General features: G+C 64.2%; 1 protein-coding gene. It reads right to left on the reverse strand.

The features are described 5' to 3' along the window. Entirely contained in the window at nucleotides 1-26,577 is a 26,577-nt protein-coding gene (locus R4P70_RS23390) for a non-ribosomal peptide synthase/polyketide synthase (RefSeq protein WP_317832016.1), read from the reverse strand. Nucleotides 26,578-26,826: the final 249 nt, after the last annotated feature.

Here is a 26,826-nt window from a genome sequence, read left to right on the forward strand (position 1 = left end):
TCAGACACCCCACTGAGCGATAACTTCCCGCAATCGTACAGCTATGCTTGCCGCCGGACCCGGTTCGATCATCTGGTTGTGTTCACAATCGACTTCGGTGACTCGAATGTCGCCTTGCACAAACCTTCGCCATTCGGCCACGTCGTGTCCGTTCTCCGTAGATCTTCCGGCTACGAAGAAGTCGATGGCTCCAAGGTGGACAGGCGGTTGGTGCCGATTCGTCAATTCGACGGAGTGGGAGTAACCGCGACTCATCCGCGCTAGATGCTCCGCTTCGATTCCGATTCCGGCGCCCAGGGTCTGCTCCAGCAATTCCGCCGCTTCTTCGAAGGTTTCGACGGTCTCGGATCCCGCCGGCATCGCGAGCCCGGCCAGTAGCTCGGAGACCGAGAGTTCTGCGGGCTGATCGGAATCCGACGACGGATAGCTGTCGAGGATCGACAACGTCACGTCACGTCCGCTCCGAGTGAGACTGTGCGCCACGGCGTGTGCGATGACGCCGCCGAGCGACCAGCCGGCCAGATGGATCGGGCCGGTCGATGCCACGGCTGCAATGCGATTCGCGTAGTCGTCGGCGAGTTCGGTCAGCGAGTCGAAGCTGGGTCCTCCGCTCAGGGACGGTAGCTGAAGACCGTAGACGGGTTGATCCAGCTCGAGGTGCTTGACGAATTCTGCATAACCCCAGGACAATCCGATACCCGGATGGACGAAGAACAGTGGTGCTCGATCGGATCCGGCGCGCAGCGTGATCATCGGGGCGAGCAGATCCGAAGAATCGTCCGGAGTGTGTGCGTCCATTCCGTCGGCCGCCCGGGCGACACCGGCAGGTGTCGGATCCAGGAAAAGCGATTGCAACGGCACTCGCATCCCGAGGCGCTTCTCGAGTTCGATGGTTATTCGAGTGGCGACGATCGACGTTCCTCCCAGTTCGAAGAAGTCGTCGTCGACGCCGATGTGCTCGTGACCGAGCACGGTCTCGAAGATGTCGACGACCGTTCGTTCGGTGTCGTTGGTCGGCGGCGCGTACGGGACTGTACGACGCTCGAAGCTCGGCGTCGGCAGTGCTTTACGGTCCAGCTTGCCGACCGGTGTCACCGGAATTCGGTCGACGACGACAATCGCGCCGGGAACCATGTGCGCAGGCAGGCGAGAAGACAGGTGGCGGCGAAGCTCCCAGTCGTCGACGGTCTGTCCTTCCACAGGCTGGATGTAGGAGGCGATCATCGTCTCCCCCGACGGCGCTTCGTGCCCAAGTGTTGCGGCGAAGTAGACGGATGGGTGTGCCATCAGGACTGAGTCGATTTCGCCGAGCTCGATGCGGAATCCGCGGACCTTGATCTGGAAGTCGCTGCGGCCGAGGTATTCGAGTGTGCTGTCGGAGCGCCAGCGCACCAGGTCGCCTGTGCGGTACATCCGCTGGCCGGGTTCGCCGAACGGATCGGCGACAAATCGGTCGGCGGTGAGGTCGGGACGATTGTGGTACCCGCGGGCGAGTCCGGGGCCGGTCACGTACAGCTCCCCGATGACTCCCACTGGCACGGGCTTGAGGTGCCCGTCGAGGACCAGGCCGGCAAAGCCGATGGCCGGTCGGCCGATGTTGATGTCCTTGCCCGGCCGCATGGGTTCACTGACGCTGGCCTGGATGGTGGATTCGGTAGGTCCGTATCCGTTGAACATGCGGCGGTCTCGGCCCCAGATGTCCACGAGTTCGGGTGGGCAGGCTTCGCCACCGACTGCGAGCACGCGGAGTTCTGGCAGCGCGGAGCTTTCGATGGAGCTGAGCGCGGTCGGCGTGATGAACGCGTGTGAGACGTGTTCGTCGGCAAAGATTTCGGCCAACTCGGATCCGCCGAAGACCGTGGGTGGGATGACGACCAGGCAGGCTCCGCTGCCGAACGCCATCATGAGTTCGAAGACCGAGGCGTCGAAGCTCGGTGATGCCAAGTGAGAGATACGCGAATAGGGCTGGACGTTGAATCTCTGATGTTCCTCGGCGTTGAGGTTGGACAAACCGAGGTGGGTGACGATGACGCCCTTCGGCTTCCCGGTTGAACCCGAGGTGTAGATCAGGTACGCGGGATGCCCGTGATGCAAGGGGATCGTGCGGTCGAGGTCGGTGATCGCGGCGGCGCTCTGGCCGTCGATCTCGTCGACGGTCTGCGCTTCATCGAGGACCATCCACTCGACCGTGTTGGGAAGTTGACTGCGGTGAGCGTCGTCGGTGATGCCGAGTACGGCCCGCGAATCGTCGAGCATGTGGTTGATGCGATCGTCTGGATAGTTCGGGTCGACCGGCAAGAATGCTGCTCCGGTTTTCGTGACCGCCCAGATGGCGACGATCTCCGCCGTGGACCGCGGCAGACCCAGCGCCACAAAATCTTCGGGTCCGACACCGCGCCGGCACAACGCTCGAGCCAGCTTCGTCGATTCCTCGTCGAGCTCGCGGTAGGTCATCGACCCCTCGCGACTCGAGAGAGCTGGAGCATCCGGGTTCGAGGCGACTGCCTCGGCGAGGATCTCCGGCCACACCTGCACGCGAGTCGCTGCTGCACCGGATGCCGGCACCAGGGCTGCTGTTTCGTCGGCGGCGAGGATGCCGATGTCGGCGATACGTGTTGCGGGTTCGCGTCCGACAGTGTCGAGGATCAGACGCAGGCGGTCGGCAAAGCGCCGAATGGTGGCGGGTTCGAAGAGATCGGTTGCGAAGTCGAACGCAGCGGACATCCCGGCCGGGGCGCCGGACTCGTCGAACTTCTCGTCGACGATCAGTTCGAGATCTTCCTTCGCGTATTCGGTTTCCACGGTGAGGCCTTCGATATCGAGGCCGGGCAAGTGGAAATGCGCTGGCTCGTTGTTCTGAAGTTCGAGGGCGACCTGGAACAACGGTGAGTACGACGTGGATCGGGTCGGATTGATGACGTCCACGAGCCGTTCGAATGGCAGATCCGAGTTCTGGAATGCGGCCAGATCGATTTCCCGGATGTGTTCCACCAGTTCGGCAAACGTGATGTCGGGGTCGACGCCGGTGCGCAGGACCAACGTGTTGACGAACATTCCGACGAGATGGTCGAGCGCTGCCTGACCGCGGCCGGCGATCGGTGTGCCGATGGTGACCTCTTCGGCGCCGGACAGCTTCGACATCAGCACGGCCAGTGCGCCGTGCAGAGCCATGAACATCGTCACTCCGTTTGCCCTGGTGAGGTCCGCGAGGGCGCGGTGGGTGTTGGCGTCGATGTCGAAGGTGAATCGGTCGCCGTGGAAGGTCTGTTGCACGGGCCGCGGGTGGTCGGTGGGCAGTGCGATGACGTCGTCGAGGCCGGCGAGTTGCTCACTCCAGTAGCGTAATTGGCGACTGATGACGGATTCCGGATCGTCTTCCGATCCGAGGACGCGGTGCTGCCACAACGTGAAGTCCGCGTACTGCACTTCGAGTGGCGCCCAGGTGGGTTCGGTTCCTGCCGTGCGCGCCAGGTAGGCCGTCATCACGTCGCGTGCGAGCGGCGCCATCGACGAACCGTCGGCGCAGATGTGATGGACCACGACAAACAGAATGTGAACGGGTTCGTCGGTGTCGAGGCGGAAGAGCGCGACGCGCAGCGGCAGGTCCACCGACACGTCGAAACCGGTCGTGGCGAGTCGTTGCATGCGCTCTGCGAGTTCGTGCTCTCCCAACGTCATTTCACGGACCGGCGGTACGGCCTCGTCGGCGGTGAGCACTTTCTGAATCGGATCGCCGCCGACGGCGGGGAACACCGTCCGCAGGGTTTCGTGCCGCTCGACGACGTCGGCGATCGCCTGTTGCATGGCGGTGACGTCGAGGTCACCGGTGAGGCGAACAGCTAGTGGGATGTTGTACGCGGCTGAGCGTGTGTCGAACTGGTTCAGGAACCACATGCGCTTCTGCGCCAACGAGAGCGGCACGTTACCGTCGCGCTCCATGGGAGTGAGCGGCACAGTGCCGACGGCAGTGACAGCGTCGGAAAGCCGTTCGGCGAGCTGAGCTGTCGTCGGTGCCTCGAAGAGCACGCGCACCCCGACGTCGATGTTCAGTGCGGAGTTGAGCCGCGAGACCACGCGAGTGGCGATCAGCGAGTTGCCGCCGAGTTCGAAGAAGTTGTCGTCGACGCCTACCTGCTCGACGCCGAGTACATCGATGAAGGCGTCGGCGATCCGACGCTCGAGGCTGGTGCCGGGAGCCCGGAATTCCACGCCGGTTCCGGTGAACTCCGGGGTCGGCAACGCTTTTCGATCGAGCTTGCCGACCGCGGTGCGCGGTAGCTCGTCGACGATCATGATACTGGCCGGAACCATGTGCGAGGGAACACGTCCGGCGAGGTGCGCGGTGATCTCTGCGCCGGTCAGCGTCGACCCTTCCTCGACGGTGAGGTAAGACGCGAGAACGGTTGCGCCAGCCGGTCCGTCGACGCCGAGTGTCACGCAGTTCGTGACACTTGCCATTGCAGTGATCTGGGCGTCCACCTCACCGAGTTCGATACGGAATCCGCGAATCTTGACCTGGAAGTCGCTGCGCCCGACGTACTCGATGGTGTGATCGCTTCGCCAGGAGGCGATGTCACCGGTGCGGTACATCCGGTCGCCTGGCTTGCCGAAGGGGTCGGCGACAAATCGCTCGCTGGTCAAGCCGGGACGCCGGTGGTATCCGCGAGCCAGGCCGATGCCGGCGATGTACAGCTCACCGGGAGCTCCGACGGGCACCGGTTGCAGCCGCGAATCGAGGATCATCTCGTGCACACCGCGGATCGGGCCACCGATCGTGATGGGTGCACCCACTGTCATGGGTTCGCTGATGTCTGCCATGACGGTTGTCTCGGTGGGGCCGTAGGCATTGACGAATTCCCGCCCGGGTGCCCACAGACCGACGAGATGTGGTGGCAGGGCCTCTCCCCCGACGACGACGTGCCGGAATTCGTCCAGGCCGGCCGGATCGACGGTGGCGAGTGCCGCCGTGGTGACGAACGCGTGAGTGACGTGTTCGCGGCGGATCAGACTTGCCAGTTCGGCGCCGCCGTAGATGTCGGTCGGGACGATCACCATGGTTGCTCCGACACCGAATGCCTGCAGGTACTCGAAGATGGCACCGTCGAAGCTGGGGGTGGCGAAGTGCAGGGTCCGAGAGTGGTGATCGGCGTGGAATCGACGTTGCTGATCGAGTGCGAAGCTGTCGAGTCCGGTGTGGGTGACGACAACTCCCTTGGGTCGGCCGGTGGATCCCGAGGTGTAGACCACGTAGGCGGCGTTGTCCATGACCACCGGTGCAAGCCGTTCGTCCTGGGCGATCGGCAGCGTGCAGCTTGTGGCGACGTCGTCGTCGAATGCTTCCTCTCCGAGCACCAACCAGGACACTATGGGTGGCAATGTGTCGATGGCGTCGACGACGGTCAACCCGAACAACACCTCGGAGTCGCTGAGCATGTGTTCGATTCGGTCGGCCGGATAGGTGGGGTCGACGGGGACGAACGCTGCGCCGGTCTTGGCCACTGCCCACACCGCGAGTACTGATTCGACGGACCTTTCGATGCCAATGGCGACCGACGTCTCGGGCCCGGCGCCGCGGCGGATCATGGCTCTGGCCAACTGGTTCGAGCGTCGGTCCAGTTCGATGTAGGTCATGGAACGGCTGCCTGCCGAGAGCGCGATGCGGTCGGGATATGTGGCGGAGACGTCGGCGAGTATTTCCGGGAGCGTACGAGCGGAGCGACCCGGGGATCCGAAGACCGGCGCAAGATCACGGCTCTCGAACTCCGTGAGAACCTGCAGGCGGGCCAGCGGCTGATCCGGCGCCGACGCCAGCTGCTCGAGGACGATGCCCACGCGCTCGGTGATCTTCGCGACTTCGCGGGCGGAGAAGTGCGTCGGCAAGTACTCCATCTTCAGGTTCAGCGTGTCACTTTCCGACGCGACAACGGCAATCGGATAGTGCGCCGAGTCGCGTCCGTCGATGCCGAGGACGTGCATTCCCGCGATGTCGGTTTCGGCGGTCAGGGCTGCCTCGTCGACGGGATACGACTCGAATACCGTCAGGGTGTCGAATGAACCGGCGGCGCCCACTGCTCCCGCGATGTCCGACAGTCCGATGTGGTGGTGGTCGAGTAGTGACGCTTGCTCGGATTGGACGCGAATGGCCAGTTCCGCGAGGGTTTCTCGGGCGTCGAGGCGGATTCGCACGGGCACTGTGTTGATGAACAAGCCGACAATCGATTCCACACCGGACACCTGTGGTGGGCGTCCGGAAACGGTTCCACCGAAGACGACGTCGTCGCGGCCGAGGAGTTCGGCGAGCACGATTCCCCAGGCCACTTGGACCAGGGTCGCCATGGTCAATCCGCGGCTTCGCGCGAACGCCCGAAGGGTCTCGGCTCGTTCGGTCGGCAGCGAGTACGAGTGAATGTCACTGGCAACGGTTTCGGCGGCGGTGCTCGCTTGCGAGAGTTGGGTGGATGAGTCCACTCCTCGTAGCGCTTCCTGCCAGGCTCGCAGAGAAGAGTCGGGGTGCTGCTTCGAGATCCAGGTGAGGTAATCGCGATACGACTGAACTCTGGGCAGAATCTCAGGGTCGCCGTCGGTTGCGTAGAGAGTGAGCAGGTCGCGAAGTAACAGCGGGGTTGACCAGCCGTCGAGCAGGATGTGGTGGTTCGTCACGACGAAGCGTGCTGTGTCCGGTCCGAATCGTACGAGCATGAACCGGATCAGGGGTGCTGTTTCCATATCGAAACGCTGAGCGCGATCACGCTCGAGCAGCTGAGCGAACGCGACTTCACTGTCCTCGGTCCCGGACAGGTCGATCTCGGCCCAGCCGATCTCGACACCGGAACGGATTACCTGCAGCGCCCGCCCTCCCGGCGCGGAGGCAAATCCCGCGCGCAAGCTCGGATGACGATCAACCAAGGCCTGCGCGGCGCGACGCAGGCGCGGTGCCTCCACCCGACCCCCGAGCTCGAGGGTCAGTTGCACCATGTACGGATCGATTTCCGTTTCGTCGAACTGGGCGTGGAAGAGCATGCCCGACTGCAGCGGTGACAGTGACCAGATATCGGTCAGGTCGGGGAACCTACGCTCGAGCTGTTCGATGCTCTGCTGATCCGCGGTGACGAGATCGAGATCGGTGGGCGTGAGCTCGCGCTCGGAGTGTTCGTCCACGTATTCACTCAACGAGCCGAGTGCTCGGGACCAGAGTTCCGCCAGTTCCGTGACTTCGTCCTCGCTGAGGATGCCGCGGGGGAAGGACCACGTAGCGCGCAGAATCGGACCGTGCGCGGTGTCGGTGGTGACGGCATTGATGTCGAGCACCGACGCGGCGGCAAGATCTCCGCTGTGCGCTTCGTCGAGCGTCACTTCCGAGATCGGCAGCCACGGCACCTCGCCGTGCTCGGGGTCCGAGCCGGCAAAACGTCCGAGGTAGTTGAACGAGATCTGAGGTGTGGGCAACTCCTGTAGTTCGTCGTTTCGGTCGAGGTACTTGAGCATCCCGAACCCGATGCCGTTGTCCGGCAGACCGAGCAGCGTTTCCTTGACGACTTTCACAGCGGAGGCCGCGGTTGATCCCCCGGACAGTGCATCGACGACATTGAGTCCGGTGAGATCGATCCGGACGGGGAACAAGGTGGTGAACCAACCGACTGTGCGCGAGAGGTCTGCGCCAGGCGCTGCGTTCTCCTCGCGCCCGTGTCCCTCGAGATTGACGAGCACTTCCCCGCTGCGCTGTCCGCGCGATCGACGCCAGGCGGTGACGGCAATCGCGAGAGCAGCAAGCAGCCCGTCGTTCACCGAGCCTCCGAAATGTCGTGGCACCGCCGAGATGATGTTCTCGGTCACCGAGGTCGGTACGTCGACGCTGACGCGGTCGACGGTGGCTCCGACGTCGACCGCGGGGTCTAGCCCGCGCGTTCCGAGCATTGGTTCGTCGGTCCGCATCCTCGACCACAGGTCGATCTCGTCGCGTCGATCTGCGGCGGTCTCGGCGAGCGCTGTCGCCCAGCGACGTATCGACGTTCCGCCGGGCGGAAGAATCGGTGTTTCGCCGTCGAACGCCGACGCATATGCCGTGACCAGGCCGGGGACCAGCATTCGCCAGGACACACCGTCGACCGCGAGGTGATGAAGTACCAGGAGCAACCGTCCCGCCTCAGGCCGGTTGCCGTTCGCGCTGACCGGATCCAACCAGACTGCGCTGATCATCTTGCCGTGCTCGGGATCGAGTCGGCTGGATGCGTCCTGCATCGCGGCTTCTGCCGCGCGCAGGAATTCTTCGCCGCCGGTGGACACGATGGGGGTTCGGTGCAAGATGTCGGAGGCTGCGACGGTGCCGGGTTCGCTGATCTCGAGTTGGTGAGTCGCGGCCTCCAGACGTGCCCGCAGTACGTCGTGGCGGTCGAGGATCGTTTGTAGTGCGCGCTCCAGCGCGGGGCCGGACACATCCGCGGGCAGTGCGATCAGCGCACTCTGGCTGTAACTGCGGATCGCGCTCAGGTCACCGCGACTACGTTCGACGAGCCACTCCATGATCGGTGTGAGCGGTAGCGGGCCGGCTCCCCCGCCGGGTAGCTCGGTGAGAACCGGTGCCGTTTCCGATGATTCGATGAGGAGGACCTTGGTGAGGCCGGCCACGGTCTTCGCTTCGAAGACGTCCCGCGGAGTGAAGATGAGGCCTGCGGACTTCGCCCGTGAGACGAGTTGGATCGACATGATCGAATCGCCGCCGAGGCCGAAGAAGGAATCGTCCACTCCGATACCGCCCCGCCCCAGAACCTCTCCGAAGAGGTCCGCGAGGACCGCTTCGGTGGCGGTGGCTGGTGCCCGCGTCGCCTCGGTTGTTCCCGTCACGGTGAAGTCCGGAGCCGGGAGGCTGCGTCGGTCGAGCTTTCCGTTGACCGTCAGTGGAAGCGATTCGAGGACGACGATCGCGGTGGGCACCATGTACTCCGCGAGTTCGGCGGCGACGAAGTCGGTCACCGTCGCTGAATCGACGGTACTGCCTGTTTCGGCGACCACGTACCCGACGATCCGCGGTGACGCTCCCTCTGTGCGAACAAGTGCTACCGAGGCAGCGACGCCGGGGCAGCGGAGCATTGCGGCTTCGATCTCTCCGAGTTCGATGCGGAAACCACGCACCTTCACCTGGAAATCACTGCGGCCCACGTACTCCAACTGCCCCGCGTCGTTCCACCTCGCCAGGTCCCCGCTCCGATACATTCGATCCCCCGAACTACCGAATGGATCGGGAAGGAACCGCACCGAAGTCAATGCGGGTTTCCCGAGGTATCCCCGAGTCACCTGGTCACCGGCGACGTACATTTCGCCGACAACACCTGGTGGCACCAGGTTCAGTCGCCGATCGAGTACGTAGACGGACAATCCTGGTACTGCTCGCCCGATGATGCTCGCCGACGCGTGCTCGCTGTCGTTGCGGTCGAGCGCGATTCGACTGACGTGCACTGTCGTCTCGGTGATCCCGTACATGTTGACCAGCGTCGGCGCCGTGTCGGCCCGCCGGTCGTACCACTTGCGCAATTGCCCGAGATCGAGCGCTTCTCCACCGAAGACGACGTAGCGCAGTGCAAGGTCGGGACCGGTGCCGTTCGGTGAGTACGCACGGTCGGCTTCGGCGAGTTGGTAGAAGGCGGTGGGTGTTTGGTTCAGCACCGTCACTCGCTCACGGCGGAGCAGTTCGTGGAACATGTCCGGCGATCTGGTCGTGTAGTAGTCGACGACGACCAACCGGCCACCGTGCAGCAGTGGCCCCCACAGCTCCCAGACGGAGAAGTCGAATGCGTACGAGTGGAACATCGTCCACACGTCCGTGTTGTCGAACCCGAATGTCGGGGAGGTGTTGTCCATCAGAGTAAGGACGTTTCGGTGGCTGACCTGGACACCTTTGGGGCGCCCTGTGGATCCGGAGGTGTAGATGATGTACGCGATCGCGTCGGGCAGAAGTGGTGTCGTCCGGTCCGCGTCGGTGATGCGATGTGGCGCGGAGTGATCGAGGCGTACAGCGATCTCCGGCGATCCGAGTTCGACGATGTCGATGCCGGATTCGATGATCTCCGAAGGTAGGTCGCTTCGGAAGTCTCCGGTCGTGACCAGGCATACCGGCCGCGCGTCGTCGAAGAGGAATCGCATGCGCTCGGCCGGGTAGGTGATGTCGACCGGCAGGTATGCCGCCCCGGTTTTGATGACGGCGACGAGGGCGAGCACGAGATCGGTGGTTCTGGGCATCGCAACGGCAACCACGGATTCCGGACCGATACCGCGGCCGATCAGGAGCCGCGCCAGGCGGTTCGCGCGCCCGTCCAGTTCGGCGTACGTCATGGCGCCGTCGCTGTCGTTGACCGCGGTCGACGACGGATGTGCTGCAACAGCTTCGAAGAATCGGTCCGCGATGTTGTCGGCCGGAGCCGGTTCGGCGTGAATGTTCCACTCGGTCAGCATCTGTCGACGCTCGCCGGCGCCCACGACGTCGATGTCACCGGTAGGAGTCGACGGCTCTCGGGAGACCGCCTCGAGGAGGGTGAGCAGTCTGCGCGAGAACGACTCGATCAATCCATCGTCGAACAGGTCTGTGGCGTAGATGAATTCGGCGTCGATTCCATCCGTTCCGCCATCCGCGTCGTAACGCTCGGTGACCGAGAGTTGCAGATCGAACTTGGCGACGGGTAGGTCGAACTCGACTCCCGAGACCGACAGACCTGGCAGTTCGAGTTGCGGTAGCGCGTTGTTACGGAACTCGATGAGGATCTGGAACAACGGAGTGTGCGACGTCGAGCGTTCCGGGGCGAGTGCGTCGACCAACCTTTCGAAGGGCAAGTCGGTGTGTTGGAACGCGCCGAGGTCGCCTTCGCGAACCTGGGCGAGTACGTCCTCGAACGACGCGTCGGGCGTGATCTGTGTCCGCAGCACAAGAGTGTTGACGAACATTCCGACCAGGTGATCGAGTTCGGCCTCGCCGCGCCCGGCGACAGGTGTACCGATGGCGATGTCCTCGGTACCGGCCAGGCGTGCCGCAAGTACCGCCAGTGCTGCGTGCATGACCATGAACATGGTGCTGCCGTGCTCGCGGGCCAGATCGGTCAGCGCCCGATGGGACTGCGGCGATACCGCGAACCGGTGAACAGAGCCGACCATGGACGGCTTTGCCGGACGTGGGAACGACGTCGGCAGGGCGATCGGCTCGCCCAGTCCCGCGAGTCGGTCCTTCCAGTAATCGAGCTGACGGGTCAGAGCCGAGTCCGGATCTTCCTCGGAGCCGAGCACTTCGTGCTGCCACACAGCGAAGTCGCCGTACTGCACGGCCAGTTCCGACCAGCTCGGCGCACTGCCGGCGCTGCGGGCCGCATATGCCGCTGCCACGTCCGCTGCCAGGGGGTTCATCGAGAACCCGTCGGCGACGATGTGGTGGACGACGATCACGAGTACGTGCCTGCGCTCGTCCCCGTCGACGCGCAGGACCGCGCAGCGGATCGGAACTTCGGCCGAGGCGTCGAAGCCTGCCGAGGCCAGCTCGAGGATTCGATCGGACACTCTGGCAGCAGTGACGATTTCCGGCTCCAGGATCGGCATGACCTCGTCGCTGGACATCACCTGCTGCACCGGCTGTCCGTCGATCGAGGGGAACTTCGTCCGCAAGCTCTCATGGCGACCCAATACGTCCGCTACCGCGGCCTGCAATGCGGCGAAGTCCAGATCGCCGTCGAGGCGCACTGCCAGGGGAACGTTGTAGGCCGGCGAGGTCACGTCGAACTGGTTGAGGAACCACATCCGCTTCTGTGCCAATGACACGGGCAGTGGATCCGGGCGAGATCGCCGAGTCAACGGTGGTCGGGGGTTCTCGCCGCGGCCGACACTCTCCGCCAGACGAGACAGCTGCCGAACTGTCGGAGACTCGAACAATCCTCGAACGCCGATGTCGGTGCCGAGAAGTGCGTTGACGCGGGCGATGACGCGGGTCGCGGTCAGTGAGTTTCCGCCGATGTCGAAGAAGTGAGTGTCGACACCGATCGGGGACACTCCGAGCACGTCCTCGAAAACGCCCACCACCAGCCGTTCGAGCTCGGTCGCCGGTGCAGCGAGTGTTTCGGGATCGGTGTCGAAGCGAGGCGCAGGAAGAGCAGCTCGATCGACCTTGCCGACGCCGGTCAGTGGTAGCTCGTCGAGCACGACGACGCTCGCGGGCACCATGTGTGCCGGCAGTAGCTCCCGTGCCGCCGCCCGGATGTCCTCGGCGCTCACCGGGCGTTCGTCGTCGCAGACGACATATGCCGCCAAGGCCTGCTCGTCGGAGGGTCCGCGCACCGCCAATGTGACCGCGTACTCCACACCGGGCAGCTGACCCAACGCCGTGTCGACCTCGCCTAGTTCGATACGGAACCCGCGGATCTTGACCTGGAAGTCGCTGCGTCCGAGGTACTCGATGGTGCGGTCACTGCGCCAGCGCACCACGTCTCCGGTGCGGTACATCCGCTCCCCCGGCTCGCCGTACGGGTTGGCGACAAATCGTTCGCTCGTCAGCGATGAACGCCCGTGATAGCCGCGCGCGAGTCCAACTCCGGCGACATACAGTTCGCCGGGAACTCCGACGGACACCGGTTGAAGTCTGCGATCGAGGACGACCTCGCTGAAGCCGCGGTTCGGCGGCCCGAGATAGACCTTCTCACCGGCTGGAATGGGGTCACTGAGGTTGCAGGAGATGGTGGTTTCGGTGGGTCCGTAGACGTTGACGAACGATCTTCCCGGCGCCCAGGTGCGCACCAGGTCCGCCGAGGGAGCCTCGCCACCGACCGTGATGGTGGTCAGATCGTCGAGTCCCTCGGGATCCACCGACGTCAGCGCTGCGGGCGTGATGAACGCGTGCGTGACATGTCCCTCTCGGAGAACGTCGGCCAGTTCGGCCCCTCCGTAGACGGTGGTGGGAGCTACGACCAGTTCGCCGCCGACGGCGAAGGCGAGCAGATACTCGAGAACGGAGGCGTCGAAACTCGGCGAGGCGAAATGCAGTGCGCGTGAATTCTCCGTGAGACCGTAGCGATGACGCTGTTCGTCGGCGAAGTTCTCGAGACCGGTGTGCGTGACGACGACACCCTTGGGCCGGCCGGTCGAGCCCGAGGTGTAGATGAGGTAGGCAGTGTTCTCCAGCCGCGGGGTTCCCCGGCGCTCGTCTTCGCGTAGCGGTGACGTGGACACTCCGGAGAGCCGAGTGGCGTTCTCCGGGTCGTCGAGTTCGAGCCACTTCGTTGCGCCACCGCCGGCCGGTGCGTGTGCAGCCGTGGTCATTCCGAGCGATGATGCCGAGTCCTCGAGCATGAACGAGATCCGGTCACTCGGGTAGCGAGGATCGATCGGCACGAAGGCGGCGCCGGTCTTGGTGATCGCCCAGACCGCTGCGACGGATTCGAAGGACCGTTCCACACAGATCGCCACCCGTGAGTCCGGGCCCGCGCCTTCCGAGATGAGCACGCGCGCCCACTGATTCGACGCCTCGTCCAGCTCTCGATAGGTCATCTTTCTGTCACCACAGGACAGTGCGACCCGTTCGGGGAATCTGCTCGCGGTGTCCGAAAAGATGCGATCGAGTGTCCTTACCGAGCGGCCTTGCCGGCCGCGCGCGGGAACCAATTGCTGCACTTGCGAATCCGGCATCAAACGCAGTTTCGCCAGCGGAAGATCCGGTTGTGCGGTGATCAGTTCGAGGGTGCGGAGCAGCCGGTCCGCGATCGCGTCGATGTCGTGATCGCCCAGGACTCCCGGGAAATACTCGAATTTGAGCCGCAGTCGCCCGTCTGCCGCAGAGGCAACGATCGCGAGTGGATAGTGCGCGGCATCCTCGGCGTCGTGGACGTCGAGAACGTGCATTCCGGCGATGTCGGTGCCCGAGGAGAGTCCACCGCGGTCGACGGGATACGACTCGAACACAGTCAGCGTGTCGAACGATGCAGCGGCCCCCACTGCCGAAGTGATGTGCGAAAGCCCCACATGATGGTGATCGGACAACCGCGCCTGTTCCGCTTGGACACGAACGCACAGCGCTGCCAGTGACTCTCGCGGGTCGAGGCGAACTCGGACGGGGACAGTGTTGATGAACAAACCCACCATCGACTCGACGCCGGACACCTGGGGTGGTCGGCCGGAGACGGTTCCACCGAAGACGACGTCGTCGCGGCCGAGGAGTTCGGCGAGCACGATTCCCCAGGCCACCTGGATCAAGGAGGCTGTCGTCAGGCCACGGGAGCGGACGAATCCACGCAGAAGTTCCGTCTCACGTTCTCCGAGGGCTGTGGTGGTCGAGCGTGAGGTGGCGCCGTCCTCGTCGACGGCGTGAGTTCCGGTGAGCAGCGTCGGGTCGCCGAGTCCGCGGAGCGCTTCGCCCCAGGCTTCGATCGACACGCTGTCGTCGCGAGTGCTGATCCAGCTCAGATAGTCCCGGTAGGGGTGCACGCGTGGGATGGCACTGTGATCACTGTCGGTGGCGTAGAGCGTCAGTAGGTCACGGACCAGCAGCGGCATCGACCATCCGTCGAGGAGGATGTGGTGGTTGGTCAGGATCAACCGATACGCGTCGTCTCCGGTTCGCAGAAGCAGGAACCGCAGCAGGGGCGGCGTGGCCATGTCGAAGCCTCGCACCCGATCCGCATGGAGGAGCTCGCGTATCTCGGTTGCCTGTTCGGTGGGGGCCAACGGAGAGATGTCGATCTCGGTCCACGGCACGTCCACGTCGGCGCTGATCACCTGCACCGATCGCCCACCGGTGTCGGTCGTGAACGCAGCTCGCAGGTTCTCATGACGGTCGAGCAACGCCTGTGCGGCGCGGTGCAACCTGGACGCGTCGACGCCGTCGAGTTCGAGTGCGAGTTGGACGGTGTACGCGTCGACTGTGTGTTCGGCGTAGCGGGCGTGGAAGAGCAGTCCGGATTGCAGCGGTGAAAGGGACCAGACGTCGGTCAGTGTCGGGAACTCGCGCTCGAGGTGGTCGATGGACTCCTGGTCCAGTTCGATCAGGTCGATGTCCGACGGTGTGAGTCCCCCGCGTTCGCTGTGTTCGGCGTAGGTGGCCAGAGCGCGCAACGACTGCACCCAGAGTTCGGCGATGGCGCGAGCATCGCGCTCTGCCAGCACGCCGGTGGGATAGGCGATAGTGGCACCGATGTGCGGTGCACCCGAGATTTCGGTGGTGACGACATTGACGTCCAGGACCGAACCCACGGGCATCTCGGACCGAGCTGCCGCTTCCAGATCGACGTCACGGGCCAGTGCCCAGTCCCCCAGCGACTCTCCTGCCTCGGTGCCGGAGAAACGACCGAGATAGTTGAAGGAGATCTGCGGTTGGCGGAGATCTTCCAGTTCCGCTCGGCCCACCTCGTCGAGATAACGCAGAACTCCGTACCCGATGCCGCTGTCCGGAACTCCCAACAGTTCTTCCTTGACCCGCTTGAGAACCACCGCTGCCTCGGGGCCGCTGCTCAACACGTTCGAGATGTCGATGTCGGCGAGGTCGATTCGCATCGGGAAGACACTGGTGAACCAGCCGACGGTGTGCAGGACGTCCGCACCGGGCACCACGTGAGCCTCGCGTCCGTGACCTTCCATCGAGACGAGCACGTTGTCGGTTCGTATGCCCTGTGCCTGCCTCCACTGCGTCAGTGCCAGCGCGAGAGCAGCAACGAGACCGTCGTTGACGGATCCACCGAAGAGCGCGGGAAGCGTGGTCAGGACTGTGTCGGACAGTTCGACGGGCACGTCGGCGACAACTCGGCCGACCGAATCGAACGTGTCGAGCCGCGGGTCCAGCGGCCGGGTTCCGATCAGAGGGTCGTCACCTTCGAGGATCGAACGCCACCGGGGCAATTCGACTCTTCGATCGGGCGCGATGTCACGGAGCGCATGCGACCAACGACGAACCGACGTGCCCGAATACGACGGCTCCGGCTCCTCGCCGGCGTCGATCCGGTGGAAAGCGGACGCAAGTTCCGGTACGAGCACGCGCCAGGACACGCCGTCCACCGCGAGGTGGTGGATCACCAGGATCAACCGGCCGGTGTTGCGTACGCCGGACAACCAGACGACCCGCACCATCTCGCCCCGGACGGGGTCGAGTTCTCGACGTGCATCACCCAGGGCAGCGACGATCGCCGCGTCGAACACTGCGGAGCCCGGCTCGGCCTCGACCTCGACTACCCGGCAGATGTCCTCGGCTGCAACAGATCCCGGATCGTCGACAACGAGCCCGCGCTCGCCGTCGAGTTCGAGACGCGAGCGAAGGATGTCGTGACGATCGAGAACAACTTGAAGCGCTGCGGTCAACTGCTCCGCACTGCGAAGCCCGTGCGGCGCATTGAGAAGAGTCGCTTGGGAGAACGAATCGAGCCCCTGGAGATCGGAGCCGAGCCGGTCGAGCCACCACTGAGCCACCGGCAACAACGGCACGTGGCCGACGCCGCCTCCGGGAAGTTCCTCGAGCACCTCGGGTTCGTCGTCCTTGGTCGATGCCAGCAAAACCGCAAGACCGGCGACCGATTTCACCTCGAAGACGTCACGCGGGGTGAACACGAGCCCGGCGTCGCGGGCACGGGCGACGAGCTGAATCGACATGATCGAATCGCCGCCCATCGAGAAGAACGAGTCGTCGACGCCCACCGATTCGACACCGAGGACATCGACGAACAAGGCGGCCAGCGTGCGCTCGGTATCGGACTCGGCAGCCCGCGAGCGTGCCTGGGTTGCTCGCAGGTCGGGAACCGGCAGGGCTCGGCGGTCGAGCTTTCCGTTGGCAGTCATCGGCAGTTCGTCGAGCACGACCACCGCCGCAGGAACCATGTACGGGGCCAGAGCCGAGCCCGCGAACGCGATGACGGCCTCGGGATCCACAGTCTGAGCATCGTTGGCGGGCACGACGTATCCGACGATTCGCGCGGCGCCTCCGTCACGTTCGAGCGTGGTCACCACGGAATGCGCGACCCCGGGGTAACGAGCCAGAACTGCTTCGATCTCGCCGAGTTCGATGCGGAACCCACGAATCTTGACCTGGAAATCACCTCGGCCCTGGTACTCGAGTTCGCCGTTCTTGTTCCACCTGGCGAGGTCGCCGGTGCGGTACATCCGTGTGCCCGCACTGCCCGCGGGATTGGGCACGAAACGTTCGGCGGTGGTGCCGGCGCGGTTGCGGTAACCGCGGGCGAGTCCGTCGCCACTGACGTACAGCTCCCCCGTCACTCCGACCGGGACGCGGTGCAGGCGATTGTCGAGGACCCACGCAGTGATGCCTGTCGACGGGCGACCGATCGTCACTCGATCGGCCGGGGACATCGGCTCGGTGATGCTGGCGACGACCGTCGATTCGGTCGGTCCGTAGGCATTGATCATGATCCGGTGATCACTGACCCAGGCGGCGACGAGATCGGGCGGGCAGACGTCGCCACCGGTTCCGATGCAAACCAGCTCGTTCAGTTCGCTCGGATCGACCGTGGCCAGAGCGGCCGGGGTGATGAAGGCGTGCGTGACGTGCTGATCGGCGATCAGGCTCGTCAGTTCGGTTCCGCCGATGATGCTCGGTGGAGCGATGACCATCGTGGCCCCGGCACCAACGGCCATCAGGAGTTCGAGAATCGAGGCGTCGAAGCTCGGTGAGCTGAAATGCAGCGTGCGCGAAGTCGATTCCACCCCGAATCGAGTACGTTCCTGTTCGGCGAGTGCCGAAAGCCCACGGTGAGTGACCATGACACCTTTGGGGACGCCGGTGGAACCGGAGGTGTAGATGACATAGGCGGGATTGTCCAGAGACACCGTCCCCGCCAGTTCCGAGGCCTCCAGCCGCTGATCTCCGAACTGTTCGAGGGTTACCAGTGTCTCGGCCTGATCGAGCAGAACTGCGTCTGCCTCGTCGGGGACGACACCCACATGCTCGGCGGTGGTGAGGACGACGCCCGCTCCCGAGTCGTTGATCATGTGATGTACGCGGTCGACGGGGTACGCCGGGTCGACGGGTACGAATGCGGCGCCGGTCCGAGCAACCGCCCAGATCGCGACCACGGATTCCAGTGAGCGTGGCAATGCCAGGGCGACAACGGATTCCGGACCTGCCCCGCGGCCGATCAACAGTCGTGCAAGCCGATTGGCCCGGCGGTCCAGATCGGAGTACGTCAGATGTCGGTCGCCGAAAATCAGTGCAGTTCTCTGCGGTTCGTCGACGTACTTCCGCTCGAGCAACGTCGAGAAGTGAACCTGGCCGGGAAGTTCCGGTGCAGACACGACGCTCATCGTGTCGGTGTCGACCACGAGATCGATGTCGCCGACCGGCGTGTGCGGTGATTCGGTCACCGCACCGAGGATCCGAACAAGATATCGAGCGAAGCCTTCGACCGTCGACTCGTCGAACAGGGCGCTCGCGTAGGTGAACCCGGCCTCGATTCCCGCCGGCCGGCCGTCGTCGTCGAATGTCTCGGCAAGCGTGAGTTGCAGATCGAAATTCGAGACGGCGGATTCGAGTTCGAGGACCTCGACCTCGAGGTCCGTCAGACGAACTGCTGGTCGACTGGTGTTCTTGAACTCCAGCATCACCTGGAACAACGGTGAATGCGAAGTCGACCGCTCCGGAGCGAGCGCATCGACGACGCGCTCGAAGGGGACGTCTGCGTGAGCGAAGGCGTCGAGGTCGGTGCTGCGAACTCTGGCCAACAGATCGGTGAACGAGGCTGCGGGGTCGACATCGGCGCGCAGCACCAACGTTCCGACGAACATACCGACCATCGGATCCAGGAGGGCATTTCCGCGTCCGGCGATCGGTGAGCCGATCGTGATGTCTTCCATGCCGGACAATCTGGCCACGAGCACCGCGTACGCGGCGTGTATCGCCATGAACATACTGCTTCGGTGTTCGATCGCGGTTTCGCTCAGACGACGATGGATGCCGGCATCGATGTCGAATCGAACGACGCCGCCCGAGAGATCCTGTACACGCGGCCGCGGGCGATCTGCGGGGAGCGCGAGAAGCTCGGGCACACTTGCCAGCTGACGTGTCCAGTACTCGAGCTGGCCGGCGAGGGTGCTCTCCGCTTCGTCGATCCGTCCGAGAGCCCTTTCCTGCCAGATCGCGAAGTCCGCGTACTGGACCGGGAGAGGAGACCAGTCGGGTGCCTCACCTCGATGCCGTGCCGAGTACGCGCTCATCACGTCGAACGCCAACGGTGCCATCGAGAATCCGTCGGCGCAGATGTGATGGACGACCACAGCCAGGACGTGATCTTCTGCGTCGACCTCGATCAGTTCCGCCCTGATCGGTGGAGCCTGCGTCACGTCGAAGCCCCTCGCGGTGACGCGTTCGATCTCCCCGAGTACCGCTTCGGTGCTCGCGCCGACAATCGGTAGCGACCCCAACGCTTCACCGGGTTCCACGATCACCTGCGCCGGCACTCCCTCGATCATGGGAAACAGCGTGCGCAGCGATTCGTGGCGATCGAGCACATCGGTGATCGCGCCTTCCAAGGCCGCAACGTCCAACCGGCCTCTCAGCCTGATCGCTATGGCCACGTTGTACGCCGCGGAGGTGACGTCGAATTGATTGACGAACCACATGCGCTTCTGGGCCAGCGACAGCGGAATCGACTGCGGCCGCGGCAACGCCTCGAGCGGAAGAACGGCTGCTCCCCCTCGCGCCGTGGCGCACTCGACCGCCAACTGCGCAACGGTCGGCGCGTCGAACAACTCTCTGATCGACAGGTTCAACGAGAGTGAATCGTTCACGCGCGCCACGGCTCGGGCAGCGACGAGACTGTTTCCGCCGATCTCGAAGAAGTTGTCGTGAACACCGACGGCCCCGGATTCCAGCAGCTCCTCGAAGATCGCCGCCAACTGTGCTTCGAGCGGTGTTCGCGGCGCCAGATACGTCTGCGAGCTGTCGAAGCTGGGAGCGGGCAGAGCTTTCCGATCGAGCTTGCCGGTCGAGCCGAGCGGAAACACGTCGAGGGCGATGACCACTGCGGGAACCATGTAGGCGGGAAGGAGACCTCTCAACTCGGCGCGCATGCCGTCCGTGTCGATCGAGGTGCCGGTCTCGGCGATGACGTAGCCGACCAAGCTGTCACCGACCACGTCGTCGTGATGGACGAGAGCAGCAGCTTGCGTGACACCGGGCAGCCTGAGCAACGCTGCTTCGACCTCGGCGAGCTCGATGCGCTGGCCGCGGATCTTGACCTGGAAATCGCGTCGACCGACGTAGTCGAGCAGCCCGTCGGCGCGCCACCGGACGACATCACCGGTTCGGTACATCCGGGTGCCAGCCGGGCTGTACGGATCGGCCACGAATCTGTCGGCGGTGAGATCGCTGCGCCCGAGGTATCCACGCGCCAGTTGCACTCCCGCCAGGTACAGCTCGCCGTGAACGCCGACCGGAACGGGATGCAGCCGCCCGTCGAGGACATAGAGCTGGGTGTTCCACACAGGAGCACCGATGGGAACGGTGACGGTCATGTCTGGGGTGAATTCGGCGGCGCTCACGTCGACGGCAGCCTCCGTGGGTCCGTACAGGTTGAACAATCCTGCAGAACTCAGACGGGTGAACGCCTCCGCGGTGGTGGGAGCGAGAGCTTCACCGCTGCAGAACACCTGACGCAGGCTTGCGCACTGCCCGGCAGTCGCGACCGCGACGAATTCCGCGAGCATCGACGGAACGAAGTGCGCCGTCGTGACGCCTTTTTCGGCCATCAACGCCGACAGGTACCCGGGATCACGGTGCCCCTCCGGTTCCGCGATCACCAACTGCGCACCAGTTTGCAGGGGCCAGAACAGTTCCCACACCGAGACGTCGAAGGTCACCGGAGTCTTGTGCAGCACCACGTCCGACGCGTGAAGTGGGTACGCGTCTTGCATCCACAGAAGGCGATTGACGATCGAACGGTGTGATACTGCAACGCCTTTCGGCCGACCGGTCGATCCGGACGTGAAGATCACGTATGCAGCATTGTCCGGGAGGAGGGGTCGGATCCGATCAGCGTCGGTGATCGGCACCGTCGTGGACACGGGACGATCGAGATCGACGTCGACGATCGGGACTCGCGCGGGAAGTGCGCCGTGGTCCTGGGGCCGGCTCAGCACACAGATCGGTGCGGCGATGTCGAAGACGTACGCGATACGTTCGGCCGGATGGTCGGGGTCCACCGGGACATACGCCGCACCGGCACGGATCACGGCGTGGACCGCGACGAGTAGTTCGGGTGACCGGCGAATCGACACCGCGACGCGCATGTCCGGGCCGACACCGTGGGCGATGAGGGTTCTGGCAAGTTCACTGACCCTCGCGTCGAACTCCGCATACGTCAGTGTCCGCTCGCCGTAGATGAGCGCGGCCCCCTCGGGCGTCCGGGCTGCCTGCTCCGCCACCAGGTCGGAGAGGGTGGTGATCGGTACGGCGTGTTCGGTGGCATTCCAGCGCTCGAGGACCAGTTCCGCCTCGCCCACAGCTGTGAGATCGACGTCGCCGACGATTGATTCGGGGTCGGCCGCTACCGCGTCGAGGAGCATCGTGAAGCGATCAGCGAGGCCCGACATGGTGTCCGAGTCGAAAAGTTGGCTGGCATAGTTCAACTGGCCGTCGAGATGGTCGCCGCGGTCGGTGAGAATGACCTGAAGATCGAACTTCGCTGCACCCGTGGACAGTTCGTCAACAGTGACGTCGAGCTCGGGCAAGGTGACCTCGGCGGGAGCAGCGCCTTGCATCACCAACATGACCTGGAACAGCGGTGCCTGGCGCTCTGCGAGGGATTCGACGAGTACGTCGTACGGCACTTCGGTGTGCTGCAAGGCCGCCACGTCGACGTCCCGGACGCGGGTGAGAACTTCACCGAAGGTGAGTCCCCCGTCGAGAACCGTCCTCAGCACCACCGTGTTGACGAACATTCCGACGACGTCGTCGAGGGCGCGCTCGCTACGCCCGGCCACCGGGGTGCCGATCGTGATGTCGTTCGCTCCACATTCTCGACTGAGCAGGACGGCCAGCGCGGCGTGGATCACCATGAACACGCTGACGTCGCATCGCGCCGCGATCTCGCCGACCCGGCGGTACGTCGCGGAGTCGATCCGGAAATCGAGATCTCCACCGCGCAGCGAGACACCTGCAGGCCGCGGGTGATCCATCGGCAGTTCCGCGAGCTCACCGCGTTCGGCGAGCGTGTGCGACCAGAACCGCAACTGCTCGGCGAGAATCGAATCCGGGTCGGACGCTTCGCCGAGCGCTCCTCGTTGCCATTCGCTGAAATCGCCGTACTGCACTTCGAGCGGCAACCACGCCGGTACACGCCCGCTCGCCCTCGACGCGTAAGCGACCATCACGTCACGAGCCAGCGGCGCCATCGACAGGCCGTCCGCTGCAATGTGGTGAACGACGAGGACCAGCGTGTGCTCGCGTTCGTTCACCTCGAGCAGAGTGGCGCGGATCGGCACCGATTCGCTGACGTCGAATCCCGTTCGTGCCAGTTCGCTCGCCCGCGCTGCGGCCGCTGCGGCAGGCACCGTTTCCACCTCGAGATGATCGAACATCTCGTCCACACCGAGAACGTGCTGGACCGGACCACGGGCGCTCTCGGGGAAAACGGTCCGCAAGACCTCGTGCCGAACGATCACGTCCCGCAGTGCGGTGAACAGTGCGTCGACGTCGAGATCGCCGGTCATCGAAACCGCGATCGGAATGTTGTACGCCGGCGAACTCGGATCGAGTTGATTGGTCAGCCACATACGTTGCTGAGCCAGAGATACCGGTATCCGGTCAGGGCGATCGATACGCGTCAGTGCTGGAGCGCGCGTGTTCCGCGAGTCCGCGAGGTCTGCGCGAGCAGCCAGAGCGGAGACGGTAGGCGCCTCGAAGAGGTCGAGAACGCTCAGCGTCGTCCCGAGTGCTCCGTTGACCCTCGACACGACTCGGGTCGCGATCAGCGAGTCACCGCCGAGGTCGAAGAAACTGTCGTCTGCTCCCGCCCTGGTGATGCCGAGCAGATCGCAGAACACCGCAGAAATTCGCTTCTCGGTCGAGGTCTCGGGGGCACGGTATTCGGCCGTGCCGCCCGCCGAATCGATGTCCGGTAACGCTTTCCTGTCGATCTTTCCGGCGGGAGTCAGTGGAATGGAATCGAGTACGACGATCCGCGACGGAACCATGTGCGCTGCCAACGAGGATCCGGCGTGGGCGATCAACTCGGAGTTGTCGATGTGCGTGCCCTCAGCCGCCGTGACGTACGCCGCCAACAGTGTTTCCCCACTCGGGCCCGAAACTCCGGCGGTGACGGCCTGCGCGACGCTCGGATGGCGGCGCAGTACGTCGTCGATCTCGCCGAGTTCGACGCGGAAACCGCGGATCTTGATCTGGAAGTCGCTCCGTCCGAGGTACTCCAGCTCACCCGCGCCGTTCCACCGCGCGAGGTCACCCGTGCGGTACATGCGCTCTCCCGCAACGCCGTTGGGGTCGGCGACGAATCGTTCGGCCGTGATCGTGGCTCGCGCGTGGTATCCACGCGCCAAACCGATACCGCTCACATAGAGTTCGCCGGCGACACCGATCGGCACCGGTTGAAGCCGCGAATCCAGGAGGACGGCCGCGGCGCCGCGCATCGGCTTTCCGATGGTGACGGGAACATCGCTGCTCAGCGGTCCGGTCAGGGTGGCGACGACGGTGGTTTCGGTCGGTCCGTACGCGTTGAACATCGAGCGTCCGTGTGACCACTGATCTACCAGCGCGGGCGAGCAGGCGTCGCCGCCGGTCACGACCACTCGTAGATCCGGTAGGCCGGCGGGATCAACTGTTGCCAGAGCGGCCGGGGTGACGAAAGCGTGTGTCACCCGGCCGACGCGCATCACCTGGGCCAGTTCGTCGCCGCCGTACACGGTGGGCGGCGCTATCACCATCGTCGCCGCGCCGCCGAAGGCCAGGAGAAGTTCCAGTACCGAAGCGTCGAAGCTCGGCGAAGAAAAATGCAGGGTGCGGTCGCCTGGTTCGACTCCGAACCTGATTCGTTCTTCGTCGGCGAAGCTGCTCAGCCCACGGTGACTGACCACGACGCCTTTGGGGACGCCGGTAGATCCCGAGGTGTAGATCAGGTAAGCCGGGTCGTCGTAGCGCACGCGTGAGCGACGTTCGACATCGTCGAGCGGTGCGTCCGAGCGGTACGCGTTCGGTTCGTCGGTGCGGAATTCGTCCAGAAGCAGCCAGTCCACCGAATCGGCGAGCCCGGCATGGTGCTCCCCCACGCTGATTCCGACAACAGCTCCCGAATCGGTGAGCATGTGCCGAATACGATCCTCGGGGTAGTGCGGATCGATCGGAAGGAAGGCGCCGCCGGTCTTGGCCACTGCCCACGTCGCGGTCACCGATTCGATCGACCTCGACAGTGCAAGGGCGACGTAGGTGCCTGGGCCGACTCCCCTGTTGATCAGTTCGCGGGCGAGTGTGTTCGACTCGGCGTCGAGTTCCCGGTAGCTCACCTCACGATCACCGAAAACGAGCGCCGGGGCATCGGGGTTCACAGCCGCGGCCCGCCGGAGGATATCGGGCAGGGTCAACGGCGCGGACGCGGTCGCTCCCCGTGCCGGCATAAGGAACTCACGCTCGAACTCGTCGAGAAGATCGAGATCTCCGACCGACGTTCGCGGGGCTGCCGCTGCGCCCGCAAGGATCCGCACCAGTCGCGAGAGGAAGGCTTGGACCGTGGATTCGGCGTAGTGCTGCGTGGAGTACGCCACCTCGAGGGCGCCGGTATCCGCGTGGACGTCGATCGCCACATCGAGGCCGGCAATCGTGGTCTCCTGCGAGCCGTCGTTGAGATGGACGTGCAACTCGGGCAGCTCGGGGATACCTGCCGCCGATCGAACCAACAACGTGTCGCGTTCTCGAGCAAGAAAACTCACGAACTCGTCGAACGGCGCCGCCGGATCGACCTCGCAGCGCAGTGGCGAAGTCCCCCACTCGGTCCTCGTTCCGATCAACACGTCACGGCGCTCGGTCGATCTCGACAACAATGCCGCAAATGCCGCGTGGACAACGGCGAAGAGTGAGACATCTTCCGTACGTGCAAGTTCGGCGACCGCGGGATCGAGCGGGAAGCTGAGCCGATTCGTAGTGGTCGGCTCCGATTCTGCGTCGATTCGCTCGAGCCCCAGCGCCGAACCCTCGTCGGAGTCCCCCAGATATCCAGCCCAGAACCTTTCGGTTTCCCTCCGCTGCGCACTGCGTGCCCCGGCCTCGGCGCTTGCCGGATGAATCCGGTTCATCGGCGTACCGGCCGGTGCTGCTGTCAGTTCTGCGACCAACTCGGTGAACGCCCGGTGGTGTTCAACCAGTTCGTCGTGACCGTAGCGATTGGGGTTGCCACGAAAGTCGATCAACGTCTGAGCTGGGTCGCCACTCTGGTACACGTTGACCAGGAGATCCTCGACGGGCCCCGACGTGACGATGTGAAACTCGCCGGTCAGTGATCCCAGTGTTATCTCCTGCCGGAAGAGCATCACATTCATCATCGGACCGGACAGTCGTGCATCGCCGACCGCCAAGCCCGCATCGCGCCTGATGTCTTCGAGACTGCATCGCTGATGACGAAGCGCGCCGAGGAGTTCGAGTTGGACCCGCCCGACCAGATCGTCCACGCTTTCGTCGGGGTCGACGTGGATGTGAAGGGGCGCGACGTTGACCAGCATTCCGCCGGAGCGTTGCAGCGGTGCCGTGGTCCTCGCCGAGACCGGCAGATTTATCAGAACGTCGTCGTAGCCGGTGTTGCGAGACAAATAGCACGCCAGTGCAGAAATCAGCACCGCCGCCGCAGTGGCACCGGAACGCGAATTCCACTCGTCCAAGGCAACAAGGCTGTTCGCCGACATCGCGGCACTGACGAGTTCGCTACGCGCGGTCGGAGGTCCCTCACGCGTTGCCAACGTAGAACCGTGCTCGACGCCGGACACTCGCTGGGCCCAGTATTCGCGGTCGGCCTCGAACCGACTCGATTCGCGGTACTTCTGATCGAGTTCGGACAGCGTCGTGACGTCGAGCGCCTTGTTTACCGCAGGCTCCCGGCCCTCGACTGCTGCGGTGTAGATCGCGGCAATGCGATTCACTATCGTCATTCCGCTGTATCCGTCGAGAGCAACGTGGTGAATCCTGGTGTACCACAAGTAGTCTCGATCGCCAGTTTGGAGAATTGTCATCTCGACGAGACGATCACGCGTCAAGTCGAGCGTCGTCGCGTAATCGTTGTCCATCCACTCCGACGCAGCCTGCCGAGGGTTCTCACGCTCGCGGAAGTCGAAGTAGTCGATACCCGGATCGATCGTGAAGTCCACGATCTGGCACGGCTCACCATCGGGGTACATCAACCGCAGAAATGGCGACTCGAACTCGTGGGCGGCCTCCACTGCAGCGCGGCTGAGCAGTTGCATGTCCAGGTCGCCGTGGAACTCGATGTACTGCGCAATGAAATACGGCACCGTCGGGTGAAGTTGCTGCGCAAACCACATACTGCGCTGCACCGCTGACAGGGGAAACGCCCCTGCCGGCAGGCTTCGCGATCCGGTCAGCGGATCGATCCTCTTGCCGGTATCCATCACGACCACCCCCACACAGCGTTGTGACGATCAGCGCCGGGAACTGTGGCTCGGGGATTGAAGAGAAACATCGCACCGCCTCGATATCGAGTGGAAACCATGTGGCGATCCTGCGAGAGCGCAGCCGAAGGTCATCGACCTCGACGAAGGGTCGCTTCGAAGTCCGAACCTCCCCGAAGGTCCGAACTCAGGATCAGAATTTGTCGTCGTCAGGCGTCAGGCGCACCGCAGTGCTGCGGTGCTCAACGC

Source organism: Rhodococcus sp. IEGM 1241 (genome assembly GCF_033142365.1).
GTDB classification, from domain to species: domain Bacteria; phylum Actinomycetota; class Actinomycetes; order Mycobacteriales; family Mycobacteriaceae; genus Rhodococcus_F; species Rhodococcus_F erythropolis.